Source organism: Streptomyces sp. NPDC052052 (genome assembly GCF_040680455.1).
In the GTDB taxonomy this organism is placed as follows: domain Bacteria; phylum Actinomycetota; class Actinomycetes; order Streptomycetales; family Streptomycetaceae; genus Streptomyces.
Genome location: NZ_JBFAWU010000037.1, coordinates 1 through 16,121, shown reverse-complemented (window position 1 = coordinate 16,121; position 16,121 = coordinate 1). Strand labels below are relative to the sequence as shown.

The 16,121-nt window shown below is 69.1% G+C and carries 18 protein-coding genes; 6 read left to right on the top strand and 12 right to left on the bottom strand.

Going from position 1 to position 16,121, the window contains the following annotated elements:
* Positions 1-51 precede the first annotated feature (51 nt).
* Entirely contained in the window at positions 52-714 is a 663-nt protein-coding gene (locus AB0L71_RS31000) for a helix-turn-helix domain-containing protein (RefSeq protein ID WP_365249462.1), read from the top strand.
* Between the two features lie 374 nt (positions 715-1,088).
* Here AB0L71_RS31000 and rph read toward each other — a convergent pair whose 3' ends face one another.
* Entirely contained in the window at positions 1,089-1,826 is a 738-nt protein-coding gene (gene rph, locus AB0L71_RS30995; RefSeq protein ID WP_365249459.1) for a ribonuclease PH, read from the bottom strand.
* Positions 1,827-2,041: 215 nt separating this feature from the next.
* Positions 2,042-2,344, bottom strand: coding sequence for a PTS glucose/sucrose transporter subunit IIB (locus tag AB0L71_RS30990; RefSeq protein ID WP_365249456.1), 303 nt, complete (start codon positions 2,342-2,344; stop codon positions 2,042-2,044).
* Positions 2,345-2,496: 152 nt separating this feature from the next.
* On the opposite strand from AB0L71_RS30990, the gene AB0L71_RS30985 reads away from it, so the two are divergent.
* Positions 2,497-3,795 carry a PTS transporter subunit EIIC gene (locus tag AB0L71_RS30985; protein WP_365249453.1) on the top strand — a complete coding sequence of 433 codons (1,299 nt, stop codon included), beginning with the start codon at positions 2,497-2,499 and terminating at the stop codon, positions 3,793-3,795.
* Between the two features lie 58 nt (positions 3,796-3,853).
* Here the strand turns inward: AB0L71_RS30985 and AB0L71_RS30980 are convergent, their stop codons facing one another.
* Positions 3,854-4,606: an MBL fold metallo-hydrolase gene (locus AB0L71_RS30980; protein WP_365249450.1), complete on the bottom strand. Its 753-nt coding sequence runs from the start codon at positions 4,604-4,606 to the stop codon at positions 3,854-3,856.
* 177 nt (positions 4,607-4,783) lie between these two features.
* Here AB0L71_RS30980 and AB0L71_RS30975 point away from each other — a divergent pair, with 177 nt between their 5' ends.
* Positions 4,784-5,293 (top strand): type II toxin-antitoxin system PemK/MazF family toxin, encoded by a 510-nt coding sequence (locus AB0L71_RS30975; protein WP_365249448.1) that lies wholly within the window; start codon positions 4,784-4,786, stop codon positions 5,291-5,293.
* A gap of 67 nt (positions 5,294-5,360) precedes the next feature.
* Here the strand turns inward: AB0L71_RS30975 and AB0L71_RS30970 are convergent, their stop codons facing one another.
* The 7 genes from AB0L71_RS30970 to clpS form a co-directional block, all read right to left on the bottom strand.
* On the bottom strand, positions 5,361-6,311 hold the full coding sequence (locus tag AB0L71_RS30970) for a cysteine synthase (RefSeq protein ID WP_365249445.1): 951 nt from the start codon (positions 6,309-6,311) through the stop codon (positions 5,361-5,363).
* Positions 6,311-6,589 carry a MoaD/ThiS family protein gene (locus AB0L71_RS30965; protein WP_365249443.1) on the bottom strand — a complete coding sequence of 93 codons (279 nt, stop codon included), beginning with the start codon at positions 6,587-6,589 and terminating at the stop codon, positions 6,311-6,313. Before AB0L71_RS30965 ends, AB0L71_RS30970 begins: the two co-directional genes overlap by 1 nt.
* Positions 6,590-6,694: 105 nt before the next feature.
* Positions 6,695-6,820, bottom strand: a complete 126-nt coding sequence (locus AB0L71_RS30960) for a putative leader peptide (RefSeq protein WP_365249440.1) — start codon at positions 6,818-6,820, stop codon at positions 6,695-6,697.
* Positions 6,821-6,951: 131 nt separating this feature from the next.
* Positions 6,952-7,383: a M67 family metallopeptidase gene (locus tag AB0L71_RS30955; RefSeq protein WP_365249437.1), complete on the bottom strand. Its 432-nt coding sequence runs from the start codon at positions 7,381-7,383 to the stop codon at positions 6,952-6,954.
* A gap of 106 nt (positions 7,384-7,489) precedes the next feature.
* Positions 7,490-8,929: an amino acid permease gene (locus AB0L71_RS30950; RefSeq protein ID WP_365249434.1), complete on the bottom strand. Its 1,440-nt coding sequence runs from the start codon at positions 8,927-8,929 to the stop codon at positions 7,490-7,492.
* A 297-nt stretch (positions 8,930-9,226) separates the two neighbouring features.
* Positions 9,227-9,811, bottom strand: a complete 585-nt coding sequence (locus AB0L71_RS30945; protein WP_365249431.1) for a DUF2017 domain-containing protein — start codon at positions 9,809-9,811, stop codon at positions 9,227-9,229.
* 125 nt (positions 9,812-9,936) lie between these two features.
* Positions 9,937-10,251, bottom strand: coding sequence for an ATP-dependent Clp protease adapter ClpS (gene clpS, locus AB0L71_RS30940; protein WP_365249428.1), 315 nt, complete (start codon positions 10,249-10,251; stop codon positions 9,937-9,939).
* A gap of 78 nt (positions 10,252-10,329) precedes the next feature.
* Between clpS and AB0L71_RS30935 the strand changes: the two genes are divergently transcribed.
* Both AB0L71_RS30935 and AB0L71_RS30930 read left to right on the top strand, forming a co-directional pair.
* A complete protein-coding gene (locus AB0L71_RS30935) occupies positions 10,330-11,658 on the top strand; it encodes a nicotinate phosphoribosyltransferase (protein WP_365249425.1) in 1,329 nt (442 codons plus the stop codon).
* A 139-nt stretch (positions 11,659-11,797) separates the two neighbouring features.
* Entirely contained in the window at positions 11,798-12,382 is a 585-nt protein-coding gene (locus AB0L71_RS30930) for an isochorismatase family protein (protein ID WP_365249422.1), read from the top strand.
* A gap of 23 nt (positions 12,383-12,405) precedes the next feature.
* On the opposite strand, the gene AB0L71_RS30925 is transcribed toward AB0L71_RS30930, so the two are convergent.
* Both AB0L71_RS30925 and AB0L71_RS30920 read right to left on the bottom strand, forming a co-directional pair.
* Entirely contained in the window at positions 12,406-12,741 is a 336-nt protein-coding gene (locus AB0L71_RS30925; RefSeq protein WP_365249419.1) for a hypothetical protein, read from the bottom strand.
* A gap of 124 nt (positions 12,742-12,865) precedes the next feature.
* Entirely contained in the window at positions 12,866-15,265 is a 2,400-nt protein-coding gene (locus AB0L71_RS30920) for an immune inhibitor A domain-containing protein (RefSeq protein ID WP_365249416.1), read from the bottom strand.
* Between the two features lie 370 nt (positions 15,266-15,635).
* Here AB0L71_RS30920 and AB0L71_RS30915 point away from each other — a divergent pair, with 370 nt between their 5' ends.
* Complete coding sequence (locus AB0L71_RS30915; protein ID WP_365249413.1) at positions 15,636-15,992, top strand: hypothetical protein; 357 nt, start codon at positions 15,636-15,638, stop codon at positions 15,990-15,992.
* Positions 15,993-16,121 lie beyond the last annotated feature (129 nt).

The following is a 16,121-nucleotide window of genomic DNA, read 5'->3' as shown; positions in this document are numbered from 1 at the left end:
AAGAAATTAGAGTCCATCTCTAATGATTGACTCTAGAGATAAACTCCCGGCATGGATGCAGTCAAGGGATCCGACGGACAGAACGCCAAGCGCCCCGACAAGCGGGCCGAGCGCTCGCGGCGCACCCGCGAGAAGATCATTGCGGCGGCGCGGGAGCTGTTCGTCGCACAGGGGTACGGCGCGACAAGCCTTCAGGAGGTTGCGGATCGCGCGGGTGTGGCCGTCCAGACCGTGTATTTCGTGTTCCGCAACAAGCGCGCGCTGTTCAAAGACGTCGTCGACACGTCCATCGCGGGCGACGTCGAACCGGTCGCCACGATGGACCGCGACTGGTTCCGCGCCGCGTGCGCCGAGCCCACCGCAGCCGGGCAGCTGCGCGCCCACGTACGGGGTGTACGCGACATCCTCGGCCGTGTCGCCCCGATCATGCCGTTGATCGCGGCTGCCGCGGCCACGGACCCGGAGATCGCCGCGCAGTGGCCCGCCGGCCCCGATCCGCGCTACACCGTCCAGCACGCCGCAGCGAAGGCACTGGCCTCCAAGCCCGACGCCCGCCCCGACGTCGACACCGCCCGCGCCGCCGACCTGCTGTACGGGCTTCTCAGCCCGGAGCTGTACCTGATCTTTGTCCGCAACCGGGGCTGGTCCCCCGACGCCTGGGAGGAGTGGGCCTGCGCGGCCCTGATTGCCCACCTCTGCACTGACCACGAGTAGGCCGCCGACCCTTCGGCGGCAGCCGCCGAAGCGAAGTCTGCGACCGGCTGCGGCTGCGGAGGGCTGACCGGGACGCTCACTCCGCTACACCGTCGTCTTCGTCGTCGAGCGCCGCGGCGTCCGGGTCGCGCGAGGGTCTTGGCGATCCGCCCGTACTCGGCGAACGCCTGCCCCAGCGGGGTGGGGTGGCGCTCGCCGGCCGGAAGGGAGCCGGCGAGCTACGTCATAGACAGTCACGCGCTCATCCCACCGGATGCCCCTGACACCCAGAATCCCCCCAAGCTCTCACGCTCAGTAGCAGTGCCGGAGCGAGAGGGGTCAACTCGCGACGGGTGAATACGCGAGCCCACCAGCACCAACGCCGGGTGTGGGGGCTATGCGCCGAGGGTGCGGGCCAGGGCGTTCGTCTGGAGGACGGTGAGCTCCGCGCAGCCCGCGGTGGCGAGGTCGAGGAGGGCGCCGAGTTCCTTGCGGTCGAAGGGGGTGGCCTCGGCGGTGCCCTGGACCTCGACGAAGCGGCCGTCGCCGGTGCAGACGACGTTCATGTCGGTCTCGGCGCGGACGTCCTCCTCGTAGCAGAGGTCGAGGAGGGGGGTGCCGTCGACGATGCCGACGCTGATCGCGGAGACGGTGTCGGTGAGCGGCTTGCGGCCGTGCTTGACGAGCTTCTTGCCCTGGGCCCAGGTGATGGCGTCGGCGAGGGCGACGTAGGCGCCGGTGATGGCGGCGGTGCGGGTGCCGCCGTCGGCCTGGAGGACGTCGCAGTCGAGGACGATGGTGTTCTCGCCGAGGGCCTTGTAGTCGACGACGGCGCGCAGGGAGCGGCCGATGAGCCGGCTGATCTCGTGGGTGCGGCCGCCGATCTTGCCGCGGACGGACTCGCGGTCGCCGCGGGTGTTGGTGGAGCGGGGCAGCATGGAGTATTCGGCGGTGACCCAGCCTTCGCCGCTGCCCTTGCGCCAGCGGGGGACGCCCTCGGTGACGGAGGCGGTGCAGAAGACCTTGGTGTCGCCGAAGGAGATGAGTACGGATCCTTCGGCGTGCTTGCTCCATCCGCGTTCGATGGTGACGGGACGGAGTTGTTCGGGGGTGCGGCCGTCGATACGAGACATGGCGTCGACTGTATCGGGTGTGGGGGCGGCGGCCGTTCGGGTGCTCGGCGGCGTCGGGGTGCGGCTTTCGTGCGGTGCCGGGCGGCCGGCAGCCGGCTCGGCGGCCTGGTTGCCGGTGCGGCTGCCGGCCGAGGGCGGCACAGGCCCCGGCGCGAGGGGCGGGGCCTGTGCGGCGTGGCTGAGCGGGGTGGCTCAGCGAGGGGTGGGGCGGCTGGTCACATCATGTCTTCGATGTCGGCGGCGATGGGGTCGGCGTCGGTGCCGATGACGACCTGGATCGCGGTGCCCATCTTGACGACTCCGTGGGCTCCGGCCGCTTTGAGGGCGACTTCGTCGACCTTGGCGGGGTCGTGGACCTCGGTGCGCAGGCGCGTGATGCACCCTTCGATCTCGTCGATGTTCTCGATACCGCCGAGCCCGGCGACGATCTTCTCAGCCTTGCTGGCCATGGCCTTCTCCCTGGTTGTTCCCCTGGATGTGACGGCCCACCACGGGTCCGTTTCGTCACCGTAACGCACGTTTGGCCCAGCTTCACGGGCGAGTGTTCGCTTCCTCCCCAATGATGACGATCATCAGTGCTCTGTCGGCCAGGCGGGTTACACCCCGTACCCGACTGGCCGACGCCACTGCGCACCACCACCGAAAGCACCCAGTTCCGGGGAGGACGCCGATGAGTTCGAGCAGTACCGCAGTACCGCGCAAGACCTGGTGGAACGGCTTCTTCCAGGGTCTTCAGAAGATGGGGCGCAGCCTCCAGCTCCCGATTGCCGTCCTGCCGGCGGCAGGCATCCTCAACCGGCTGGGCCAACCGGATGTATTCGGCGACGAGGGGCTGGGCTGGACCAACGTCGCCAAGGTCTTCGCCGCGGCGGGCGGCGTGCTGCTCGACTCGGGGCTCGGCCTTCCGCTGCTGTTCTGCGTCGGGGTCGCCATCGGGATGGCGAAGAAGTCGGACGGTTCGACCGCACTCGCCGCGGTGGCCGGCTTCCTCGTCTACTACGCGGTGCTGCACGCCTTCCCGGTGGACTGTGCGCCGGGTTCGACGTTCACTCCGGGCGGCATCTGGTCCGGTACCTGTGTCACCACCGACGCGGTGGTCACCCCCGCGGCCTACCAGAACCCCGGAGTCTTCGGCGGCATCGTGATGGGTCTGCTGTCCGCCTGGTTCTGGCAGCGGTACCACCGGGTCAAGCTGGTGGACTGGCTGGGCTTCTTCAACGGCCGCAGGCTCGTCCCGATCATCATGGCGTTCGTCGGCCTGTGCTTCGCGGCGCTCTGCGCCTGGCTCTGGCAGCCGATCGGTGACGGTCTGACCAGCTTCTCGGAGTGGCTGGCGGACCTGGGCTGGGCGGGCTCCGGAATCTTCGGTATCGCCAACCGCGCGCTCCTGGTCATCGGTCTGCACCAGTTCCTGAACACCTTCGTCTGGTTCCAGTTCGGTGACTTCACCAAGCCGGACGGGACGGTCGTGCACGGTGACATCAGCCGGTTCCTGGCGGGCGACCCGACGGCCGGTCAGTTCACCTCGGGCTTCTTCCCGATCATGATGTTCGCGCTCCCGGCGGCGGCGCTGGCCATCTACCACTGCGCCAAGCCGCATCGCCGCAAGGCGGTCGGCGGCATGATGCTCTCGGTCGGCCTGACCTCGTTCGTGACCGGCATCACCGAACCGATCGAGTACTCGTTCCTCTTCGTCGCCCCGCTGCTCTACGCGATCCACGCGGTGCTCACCGGTGTCTCGATGGCGGTGACCTGGGCGCTGGGGGTCAAGGACGGCTTCAGCTTCTCCGCGGGTCTGATCGACTACGTCATCAACTGGAACCTGGCGACCAAACCCTGGCTGATCATCCCGATCGGTCTGGTCTTCGCCGCCGTGTACTACGTGATCTTCCGGTTCGCGATCACCAGGTTCAACCTCCAGACGCCGGGCCGGGAGCCCGACGAGCTGGAGGAGGACCTGACGAAGTAGCGGTACCGCACGAAGCCCTCGCCTCCCGGTGGCCGGGAGGCGAGGGCTTTGTCGTCGGTCAGATCTCGTAGACGGCGCCCGGTACCGCGACGGTCACCGGGCCGTCGTAGAGCAGGCGGGCGTCGGCGAGGTTGCGGTCGGCGTCGGTCCACGGCGGGATGTGGGTGAGGACGAGCCGTCCCACCCCGGCACGGGCGGCGATCTCGCCGGCTTCGCGGCCGTTGAGGTGGAGGTCGGGGATGTCCTCCTTGCCGTGGACGAACGAGGCTTCGCAGAGGAACAGGTCGGTGCCCTCGGCCAGATCGCTCAGGGCCTCGCACACGCCCGTGTCGCTGGAGTACGTCAGCGAGCGGCCGCCGTGCTCGATGCGGATGGCGTACGAGTCGACCGGGTGACGGACCTTCTCCGTGCGGACCGAGAAGGGGCCGATCTCGAACGAACCGGGCTTCAGGGTGTGGAAGTCGAAGACTTCGCTCATCGCGTGCTCGGACGGAAGGTCGGCGTGTGCGGTGATCAGCCGCTGCTCGGTGCCGTCGGGACCGTAGACCGGGATCGGGCTGGGACGTCCGCCGTCGTGCCGGTAGTAGCGGACGACGAAGTACGCGCACATGTCGATGCAGTGATCGGCATGGAGGTGGCTGAGGAAGATGGCGTCGAGGTCGTAGAGACCCACATGGCGCTGCAGCTCGCCGAGGGCGCCGTTGCCCATGTCGAGGAGCAGGCTGAAGCCGTCGGCCTCCACGAGGTAGCTCGAACAGGCTGATCCCACGGAGGGGAACGAGCCGGAGCTGCCGACGACGGTGAGCTTCATGGAGCGTGAACCTCCGGGACATGGGAACGGGGAGGGTTCGTGCGGGCTGTTGAGCGGTTCGTCGAGCGTAAGGGGCGAAACAGCCGGTCGCTCCTCCGTGGCCGTCCGTTGTGGGGGAACTCACCTGCTCTGTCACCGGTTCGACGGAAGAGGCGGGGGCCCCGGTACGGTCGGGGCATGGACATGCCGTGGTGGATCGCGTTCGCCGTTGTCGTGCTGCTCGCACTCGTGGCGGCGGTTTCCGATGGGCGGGGGCGGGGCGGGCGGCGGCCGAAGGGCCGTTCCGGCGGGTCGGCGGGGTCGCTCGTCGGTGCACGTCCGGGTGGGCGGACGCGTCCGCCGGCGGGGCCGGGGCGCGGTGAGGGCCGTGGTGCGGGGCAGAAGCCGCGGCCCGGTGAGATCTGGTGGGCCGAGGTGCCGTACGAGGACGGGCCCGGGGCGAAGGACCGGCCCTGTCTGGTGCTGTCGGTGCGGGGGGACTCGGCTCGCGTGGCGAAGATCACCAGCAAGTACCACGAGGGTCGGCCCGGGGTGATCGCGCTGCCCGCGGGGGCGGTGGGGGACGCGCGGGGGCGGGCGAGCTTCCTGGAGACGGACGAGCTGCGCGAGGTCACCGTGCGGCTGTTCCGGCGTCGGGTGGGGGCGGTGGACCCGGGGGTGTGGGAGCAGGTGCGGAAGCTGGGGTGAGGGGGCGTCCCCGGCCCGGCTCCCCCGGGCGCCGGGCGGGCGCGCGGCCCGCCCGGCGATGCGGTTGCTACGCCCAGAGCTGGCCGTGCAGGGTCTCGATGGCCGCCTCGGTCGTCGGGGCCGTGTAGACGCCCGTGGAGAGGTACTTCCAGCCGCCGTCGGCGACGATGAAGACGATGTCGGCCGTCTCCCCCGCCTTGACGGCCTTGTTCCCCACGCCGATCGCGGCGTGGAGTGCGGCGCCGGTGGAGACGCCCGCGAAGATGCCCTCCTGCTGGAGGAGTTCGCGGGTGCGGGTGACGGCGTCCGCCGAGCCGACGGAGAAACGGGTGGTGAGCACCGAGGCGTCGTAGAGCTCGGGCACGAAGCCCTCGTCGAGGTTGCGGAGCCCGTAGACCAGGTCGTCGTAGCGCGGCTCGGCGGCGACGATCCTGACGTCGGGCTTGTGCTCGCGCAGGTAGCGGCCCACACCCATGAGCGTGCCGGTGGTGCCCAGACCCGCCACGAAGTGGGTGACGGACGGCAGGTCGGCGAGGATCTCCGGGCCGGTGGTGGCGTAGTGGGCGCCCGCGTTGTCCGGGTTGCCGTACTGGTAGAGCATGACCCAGTCGGGGTGCTCGGCGGCCAGTTCCTTGGCGACGCGGACGGCGGTGTTGGACCCGCCCGCGGCCGGCGAGGAGATGATCTCGGCGCCCCACATGGCGAGCAGGTCCCGCCGCTCCTGGGAGGTGTTCTCCGGCATGACGCACACCATGCGGTAGCCCTTGAGCTTGGCCGCCATGGCGAGCGAGATGCCGGTGTTTCCGCTGGTGGGCTCCAGGATGGTGCAGCCGGGCGTCAACCGGCCGTCCTTCTCCGCCTGTTCCACCATGTGGAGCGCGGGGCGGTCCTTGACCGAGCCGGTGGGGTTGCGGTCCTCCAGCTTGGCCCAGATACGGACGTCCTCGGACGGCGACAGCCGGGGCAGTCGTACGAGCGGGGTGTTGCCGACCGCGGCGAGCGGGCTGTCGTACCTCATCAGTGCATGCCGCCCGCGACGGCCGGGAGGATGGTGACGCTGTCGCCGTCGTTGAGTTTGGTGGAGATGCCGTCGAGGAAGCGGACGTCCTCGTCGTTGAGATAGACGTTCACGAAGCGGCGGAGCTGGTCGCCGTCGACGATGCGCTCACGGATGCCGTTGTGGCGGCTGTCCAGGTCCGTGAAGAGGTCGGCGAGGGTCTCTCCGTTGCCCTCCACGGCCTTGGCGCCGTCGGTGTAGGTGCGGAGGATGGTCGGGATGCGGACCTCGATGGCCATGGTGTGCGCTCCTGTCGAAAGCGGAGAGGTGGCGTGGGGCGCGCGGCTCTGCCCCCGCGCGGGGGTGGTGCATGACGAACGGACGATCGGGCCACGGGCCCGGCTCTAGGCCTGGCGGCCGGTGCGCAGGCGGCTCCTACAGATCGCGCTGGAGAGCCTGCACAGGTCGACGTGCAGCCGCGCGACGAGCAGCGTGCCCGGCGTCTTCTCGCTCACGTCATGGGGAACCATGCGGTCATCGTATCGATTCCCGGTTGGTGACCCGGAGTGTGATCTCAGTTGCTGGATGGTTGGCGTTCGGCAGGTGGACGGGACCGCGGTGGTCACGGTCCCGTCCGGCCGGTCGCCCGCGCCCGAGGGGGTCAGGCGGGCTCGTACGCCTCGACGATTTCGACCTCTTCCTCGGTGATCTCGCCGTCGACGATCCGGAAGGAACGGAACTGGAAGGGGCCCGCCTCCTCGGCGTCGGCGGTGGAGACGAGGACGTAGTGCGCGGCGGGTTCGTTGGCGTACGTGACGTCGGTGCGGGAGGGGTAGGCCTCGGTCGCGGTGTGGGAGTGGTAGATGATCACCGGTTCCTCGTCCCGGTCGTCCATCTCCCGGTACAGCTTGAGCAGGTCGCCCGAGTCGAATTCGTAGAACGTGGGCGAGCGGGCGGCGTTCAGCATCGGGATGAACCGTTCGGCGCGGCCGGTTCCGACCGGTCCCGCGACCACGCCGCACGCCTCGTCGGGGTGGTCGGCGCGGGCGTGCGCGACGATCTGGTCGTGGAGTGCCTGGGTGATGGTCAGCATGGCGCCAGGATAGGCATGCGCCCCTCCCGTACCGAGGCGTGGTACGGGGCGGACCACATGGTGGACACTTCGGCCTCCGGGGCTGACCGGGGCAGCCCCGGGCCCGTCAGTTCCTGGCGAAGGCCCTGTTCCCGGGGTTGCGGGCCCTGAGCACCAGGAACGAGACGCCGAGGAGGGCCGCCCAGAGCGGAGCGCAGTACAGCGAGATCCGGGTGTCCTCGTCGATCCCCATCATCACGACGACCAGCCCGATGAAGGCCAGGGCGAAGACGCTGGTGAACGGGGCGCCGGGGGCGCGGAAGGGGGACTGCGGGAGGATGCCGCGGTCCGCGAGGTCCCGGTAGCGGAGCTGGCAGACGAGGATCATGATCCAGGCCCACATGCCGGAGATGGTGGCGAAGGAGACGACGTAGGTGAAGGCGTCGCCGGGCCACTGGTAGTTGACCCAGACCCCGACGAGCATCAGGGCACCGGAGAAGGTGGTTCCGGCGATCGGGGTGCCGTTCGTGGTGAGCCGGGTGAAGAGCCGCGGGCCCTGGCCGTTGAGGGCGAGGTCGCGGAGCATGCGGCCGGTGGAGTACATGCCGGAGTTGCAGGAGGACAGCGCGGCGGACAGTACGACGAAGTTCACGATGCCGGCGCCGATGCCGAGGCCCATCTTCTGGAAGGCCGCGACGAACGGCGAGACGCCGGGCTGGAACTCGGTCCACGGAACCACGGAGAGGATCATGACGAGGGCGCCGACGTAGAAGACCGCGATGCGCCACGGCACGGTGTTGATGGCCTTCGGCAGGACGGTGTGCGGATCCTTGGACTCCCCCGCGGTGACCCCGACGAGTTCCACCGCGAGGAAGGCGAACATCACGATCTGCAGGGTCATCAGGGTGCCGGTGATGCCGTGCGGGAAGAAGCCGCCGTTGCCCCAGAGATGGGTGACGGAGCCGGTGTCCCCGGCGTCGGAGAAGCCGAGGGTCAGGATTCCGGCGCAGATGAGGATCATGCCGACGATGGCGGTCACCTTGACCATCGCGAACCAGAATTCGAGTTCTCCGAAGAGCTTCACGGAGATCAGGTTCACGCCGTACAGGATGACCGTGAAGGCCAGTGCCGACACCCATTGCGGGATGGCGAACCAGTACGTCATGTACTGGGCTGCCGCGGTGACTTCGGTGATTCCGGTGACGACCCAGAACAGCCAGTACGTCCAGCCGGTGACGAATCCGGCGAAGGGGCCGACGAACTCGCGCGCGTACTCCGAGAAGGAGCCGGACACCGGGCGGTACATCAGGAGTTCGCCCAGGGCGCGCATGATGAAGAAGATCACCAGGCCGGCCACGGCGTACGCCAGGACGAGGCTCGGTCCGGCCTTGGCGATCGCCTTTCCCGCACCGAGGAAGAGACCGGTTCCGATCGCCCCGCCGATGGCGATCATCTGGATCTGGCGGGCGCCGAGCGCCCTCCGGTATCCCTCGCCCGCCGTGCCGCCTTCCGCGGCCACTGCGGCTCGGCGGTCGTCCTGCCCGTTGTCGACCTGCGCCGATGTCATGTGCTGCGCCTTTCTCCACGCCGGTCCGCGCCTTCGGGGCCGGGGATCGGGCCCCGATCCGGCCCGATCCGAACGAAAGGCCCTTGCGCCCTCGGAATCAGAGAAAGCGGGCAGCGGCCTCCTGTCGCCACGACAGGCACCGTTCAGGTGAGACGGTCTTCACCCTCTTCGGAGCGGACCGGACGTGCGAGGCAGGCGACCGGGTGGACCGGTACGCGGGCGACCGGGCAGGCGGGTGCCGCGGCCAGCGCGTGCGTGCCAGGCGTCGCCGAGCAGGCGGGACTTTCGAAACACGCCCTACGGCATCAGGGTTTCCACGAGGGTTTCCTGCAGCGCACCGAGCCAGAGGTAGGCCATGACCATCGGCTTGCGCGGATCACTGTCGGGGAGCCGGTAGAGCGAGCCCTCCTGCCCCTCGTCCTCCTCGGACACCTCCAGCCGGGTGCCGATGGTGAGCCGGAGGTCGTTGAGCGCACCGAGCCATTTGCGGCATTCGTCCCCGGTGAGCTCCAGCACGGCGCCGCCGTCCCCGGAGATGGTGAGGGCGTCCAGGGTGCGCACGACCGTGAGGGCGTCGTCGCGCTTGCGGGCGCGCAGGTCGTTCTCGGTGAAGCGGCGGAACTCGGCGGACGCGGCGCGCAGTTCACCGTCCTCGTCGCCGTAGGCCTCGGGGAAGAGGCGGGCCAGGGCGGGGTCGGTGGGCGGTTCGCTGGGCCCCTCGGCGAAGAGCGCGGCAAGCGGGTCCGCGCCCTCGTCGGGTTCGTCGCCGGGTCCGATCAGTTCCAGCAGCTGGACGGCGAGGGACCGCAGGATGGCGATCTCGACCTCGTCGAGCGCGACGGCCGCGCCGCCGCCGGGAGTGGCCTCGAAGTGGCCGGCCATGGGTTTTCTCCGATGGTGGGTCGGGCGGGTCGGGGAAGGGCGGACCGGTGCCGGGGCACCAGGAGGGCGTCCGGTGGATTCGGCCGGGTCACGATGTGCGCGTCCCGCGATCCACAGGCCATCCCCTAGCCGCGGTCCTGTGTGAGGGTGGCCCACAGCCCGTAGCCGTGCATGGCCTGGACGTCGCGTTCCATCTCCTCGCGGGTGCCACTGGAGACGACGGCGCGGCCCTTCTGGTGGACGTCCAGCATCAGCTTGTGCGCCTTGTCCTTGGTGTAGCCGAAGTAGGCCTGGAAGACATAGGTCACATAGCTCATGAGATTGACCGGGTCGTTGTGCACCAGCGTCACCCAGGGAACATCGGGCTCGGGGACGACGACACTCTCCTCGGCCGATTCGGGACGCTCGATCTCTGTGGGGGCGACGCTCACCCACCCCATGCTGCCACTCGACAGGGGGCGGTGCACAAGCGACCCGAGATCTCGTCACTCTGACGAAATAGGGGTAGCATCCAGAGCATGAACTCTTCGGACCTTGGGCGACGGGTCGGTGTGCCGTCGACCGCGCTCTTCACCGACCACTACGAGCTCACGATGGTGCAGGCCGCACTGAAGGCCGGTACGGCCGACCGGAACTCGGTCTTCGAGGTGTTCACCCGTCGACTGCCGGAGGGGCGGCGCTACGGCGTCGTCGCAGGCGTCGGACGGCTGCTGGACGCGGTGGAGAACTTCCACTTCGACGACGAGATGCTCACCTTCCTGCGCGAACAGAACATCGTGGACGGGCCCACGCTCGCCTGGCTGGCCGACTATCGGTTCAGCGGCAGCATCTGGGGCTACCCGGAGGGCGAGGTGTACTTCCCCGGCTCGCCGATCCTGCGGGTCGAGGGCTCCTTCGCCGAATGCGTGCTGCTGGAGACGGTGATCCTGTCGATCCTCAACCACGACTCGGCGATCGCCGCCGCCGCATCGCGGATGTCCGCCGCGGCGGCCGGCCGCGGACTGATGGAGATGGGTGCACGGCGTACCCATGAACTGTCCGCGGTGGCGTCGGCACGTGCCGCGTACATCGGCGGCTTCGACGCCACCTCCGACCTGGCCGCGGGCTTCCGCTACAACATCCCGACCGTGGGCACGAGCGCCCACGCCTTCACCCTGCTCCACGACACCGAGCGCGACGCGTTCCGGGCCCAGGTCGACTCGCTGGGCCGGGACACGACCCTGCTGGTCGACACGTACGACGTCACCGAGGCGGTCCGCACGGCGGTGGAGATCGCCGGGACCGACCTGGGGGCGGTACGGATCGACTCCGGGGACCTGCTGCTGGTCGCGCACCGGGTCCGGCAGCAGCTGGACGCGCTGGGCGCCACCGAGACGAAGATCGTGGTGACGTCTGACCTCGACGAGTACGCGATCGCGTCGCTGGCCGCGGCGCCGGTCGACGCGTACGGGGTCGGCACGCAGCTGGTGACCGGCAGTGGGCACCCCACCTGCTCCATGGTCTACAAGCTGGTCGCCCGCGCCGGGTCCGCCGACCCCACGGAACCGCTGCGTCCGGTCGCCAAGAAGTCGCTCGGCGCGAAGAGCTCGGTGGGCGGTCGCAAGTGGGCCGCGCGCCGGCTGGACGAGCACGGGGTGGCCGAGGCGGAGGTGGTCGGCACCGGCCCCGTACCGCCGGAGCTGGCCGACCTGCAGCTGCTGGTCGAACTGGTCCGGGATGGTGTGGCGGTCGCCCGTGAACCACTGGACACGGCCCGTGAGCGGCACATCGCGGCACGGGCGGCGCTGCCGATGTCGGCGATCCAGCTGTCCCGCGGGGAGCCCGTGATCCCCACGGAGTACATGTGAGGGAGGCGTGACCGGCGCCGGGCCGGGGCCACCCGAGGGTGGACCCGGCCGCGCCCCCTCCCGCGAACCGCTTCCAAGAACCCGGACCCGAAGAAGCCCCCCTCGACCACCGACCGTCCCTCACCGAAGGACACCCGTCATGCATCGCGCCTTGATCGTCGTGGACGTTCAGAACGACTTCTGCGAGGGCGGCAGCCTCGCCGTGGCAGGGGGCGCGGACGTCGCCGCCGCCATCACCGACCTGATCGGAGCGGCCCAGGCCGGCTACCGCCATGTGGTGGCCACCCGTGACCACCACATCGACCCGGGCGACCACTTCTCCGAGCACCCGGACTTCGAGCACTCCTGGCCCGCGCACTGTGTCGCCGGCACCGAGGGGGCGGGCTTCCACCCCAATTTCGCCCCTGCGGTCGTCTCGGGGGCGGTCAACGCGGTGTTCGACAAGGGCGCCCACGCCGCGGCGTACAGCGGCTTCGAGGGCCTCGACGAGAACGGCGTGGGTCTGGCCGACTGGCTGCGGGACCGCGGCGTCACCGAGGTCGACGTGGTCGGCATCGCGACCGACCACTGCGTGCGGGCGACGGCGCTGGACGCGGTCCGGGAAGGCTTCACCACGTATGTGCTGCTCGACCTGACCGCCGGAGTCGCCAAGGAGACCACGGAGCGGGCCCTGGAGGAGCTCCGCGGGGCCGGCGCGCACCTTTCCGGTACGCCCGTGGTCTAGGGCCTCTCGTCCGCTTTGTCGGATCAGGCCGGGCGGGAGGCGGGTACCGGTGGGCGGAACAGGGCCCGGATGGGGTGCCAGAGCTCCTGGGCCCGCTCCGGTCTCGCCCGCCAGAGCACCCCGTCCGGGTGGTGCAGCACGGCGGTGATCTCGTCCGGGGTGGGTGGCTCCGCGTTGCCGCGCAGGTAGACGGCGCGCAGTCCCAGATTGCGCAGCCGGGTCAGCGCGCGGGCCCGGTTGGCCGCGTGCACCAGGACCCGGACGGGCATGCCCGGCCCCGGGCCGTCCACCGGGCCGGTCAGGGTGATCGCCACCACCACCCGGCCGTTCGGCAACGTGCTGAACCCTCCGCCTGCCATGTTCCGCGCTCCCCCGTGAGACGTCGTGTCCATAAGCATCCGAATAAGACGCACCTAAACACGATCGGCCGCCGCCCGCTAGAGGGCGACGGCCGATCACGCTCTGACCTGCGGTGTTACGGGGTTACTTCTGCGAGGCCCCCACCTTGACGATCATCGACGAGCCATCACGGGCCTCGTTGACGATCGAGATCCGGGTGTTCGTGTCAGCGACCTGAACACTTCCGGTCTTGTTCTCCTCGTACCAGTACGTGCCCTTGTGGTCGTCGAAGACCGGGACGCCGGGCTGCGACTTGATCTGCACCGGCACGTCGGCGTTGTGCAGCGTGAAGCTGTCGGTCGCGTGCAGGCTGAAGGGCGCGTCGAAGGGCTGGATCTTGTTGCGGATGACGGTGCCGTTCGCCCACTTCAGCGGCGTGGCGTGCGCGTCGATCGGCAGGATCAGGCCCTGACCCGGGTGGGTCGAGACGTTGTTGTCCTTCTGGGAGGTGTCCCAGAGCCAGATGAGCAGACCGGTCTGGTACGAGTAGTGCTCGACCCAGTCCGGACGGGTCGTGGAGAAGCCGAAGTTGTACGGGCCGACCTCGAGGGTCTTGTCGTAGCTGACGTACTGACGGTTCTCCGCGATGTAGAACTGCGGGTAGTCCTTGGTGAACGACTCGCCGACGCGGGTGAAGCCCTTGGCGGTCCAGCCGTTGTCGTCGCCCTCGGCGTCGTCCGAGAAGAGCACGGCACCGTCGGCGTTGATCGTGAGGGAGTCCGCGGCGAAGCCGGTGTAGGCCAGGCCACCGTCGGTGGTGTAACGGAAGCGGATGTCGATCTTCTTACCCGCGTAGGCGTCCAGCGAGTAGGAGAGGGACTTGTACGCGCCGGAGTTGCCGCTCAGGGCCGGCTTGTCACTGGCGTCGCGCGGGATCTCCTGGCCGTCGACCGTGCCGTCGATGGCGGTCCAGCTGGCGCCGCCGTTCTCCGACACCTCGGTGTAGAGGAAGTCGTAGTCCTTCTCGATCTCCCACCAGCCCGAGAGGTCGAGGGAGGCCGTGGACTTGCCGGTCAGGTCGACCGAGCGGGTCAGGGTGTTGTTCAGGTCGTCACCCATGTCGCTCCACCACTGCTTGGAGCCCTCGGCGGGCTTCGTGACAGAGGTGGTGACGGCCTTGTCGGGCAGCGTGACGACGAGCGCCTGCTTGTCCTTGGTGTTGTACTCGGACACGCCCAGCTTGTGGGTGGACTTCGTCGCCGCCTTGGCCTCGGCGTAGTTGAGCCAGCCCAGCTGCAGCTTGTCCCAGGCGGTCATGTCGCCGGGCATGTCACCGATCTCGTCCTTGCCGGTGCCGAGCCAGGAGCCGGCCGACATCAGGGACCAGAAACCGACCGAGTTCTCGGCGCGGTTGGTGGTGTCGTACAGGTCGGGCAGACCCAGGTCGTGGGCGTACTCGTGGGCGAAGACACCCAGGCCGCCGTTCTCGGGCTGCGCCGTGTAGTCGCCGACCCAGAGACCGGTGTCGCCGATCTCGGTGCCGCCGGCCTTGTTCTCGGCCGGGCCGGTCGCGCCGACGTTGGTGCCGTAGGCGTACCAGCGGTGCGCCCAGATGGCGTCCGTGCCCTGGACGCCGCCACCCGCGGACTCGTCCTCACCGGCGTGGACGATCTGGAAGTGGTCGATGTAGCCGTCGGGCTCGTTGAAGTCGCCGTCGTTGTCGTAGTCGTAACGGTCCCACTGGTCGTACTGAGCGAGGTCCGTCTTGATCTGCTCGGTGGTCCGGCCCTTGGCCTTCTGGTCCGCGGTCCAGGCGTTCACGCCGTCCCGGATCATGTCCCAGGCGTTGGAGCAGTTGGTCGCACCGCAGTAGTTGGACCCGTAACGGGCCTCGTTGTACGGCACCTTGACCCAGTCGGAGACCTCGCCGTCGACCGAGTAGCGCCCGGAGGACGTCTTCTCGTAGTACGTCTTCAGCGAGTTCGTGCCGGTGCCCGTACCGAAGTAGAGCTCCTGGAAGTGCGCCTGGTTGTAATCGGCCTTCCAGGCGGTGCTGTTGTCCTTCGCCGGGTCCGGCTTGGCTATCTGGTTGTGCTGCGGGCCGGCCGTGCCGCCGTACTTCACCTCGGCCGGCTCGGGGCCGCTGCCGTCCGGGTCGTACATGGTCGTGTTGTCGACCTGGTCGCCGAACTCGACGAGGACCGTGAAGATCTTGTCGGTCTTCTCGCGGCCGAGTTCGACGTACTTCTTGTCGTCGAGCTTGACGACCTTGGAGCCGTTGCGCGTCGACACCTTCTTGTCGCCGGCGACGACCTGCTCCAGAGCGGCCTGACGCTGGGCGTCCTGCTGCTCGCTGAAGGGACCCTCCAGGTTGTGCGAGTCGCCCTTGGCCGAGCCCGGGTCGCGGCGCTCCACTACCGAGGCCTTCGTACCTGATGTATGTTCATCCGCCTGCGCGGTGGCGAATGCCGACGCCGTGGCGGCCGTGGCTGCCATGGCCGCGACAACCGCCGCGGCGCGAAGCGCCTGTCTCTTCGTGGTCACGTGATGCAGTCCTCCCCGGCGCCCGCGGCTGCGGCCGGGGGATGGTAAGGAGGGGCCGCGCGCGGTACGCGTCACAAGTGACGCCATTCGATCGGAGTTAAACGAAAAAAGACAGACCTTGACTTGCACAGGCCAAGTGCACTATGCAGGAGTCAGATTCCGATATTCGGACACTCACGGAGCAAGTGACGGCGCGTCATGCCTCATGGGCGAGGTACCGGATGACTCCGTGCGCCCCCCGTGCACCGGTATTGAGGGTTAGGCGACGCTTACCGCTCGTTCCTCTCGGGCATCCACCGTCATAGAGTCGCTCGACAGTGCGACTGGGTCGAGTGACTGCCCATCCGATGTCCCGAGGACGGATACCGACATGCCGCGCATCACTGCTGCACAGCTCGCCTACGGTTCGGTCACCGTCGTCTTCTCGACCCTCGCCATGCTGCTGCTCTCCGACACGGAGTCGGGTGTCGGTATCGGACTCATCGGGATCGCGGCGCTCGCGCTCGGTCTGCTGGTGGCCGTGACCGTACCCCACCCGTCCCGGGCGAAGTCGGCGAAGGCCGGGGCCGCAGTGGATCCGAACCATGACCCGGTCTCCGCCGCCGTCGAGGCCGAGGGTCTCGCGCGCGACGGGGTCAGGGACCCGGTCCCGCCGACCCGCACGGCCCAGCAGCGTGCCACGGCGCGTGTGGACGAGCTGCTGGGCGACCCCTCCCTGCGGAACTGACGCACAAGCGGCCCCGGTCCGCGGCAGGCCCGGCAACCAACGCGGGAACATGGTCGGTCGACGCCTTGGTCGACGCCAACGACGGCGATTCCGTATTTGCCCCCGGCGTGGGGTCTTTCGGCCTCAAAC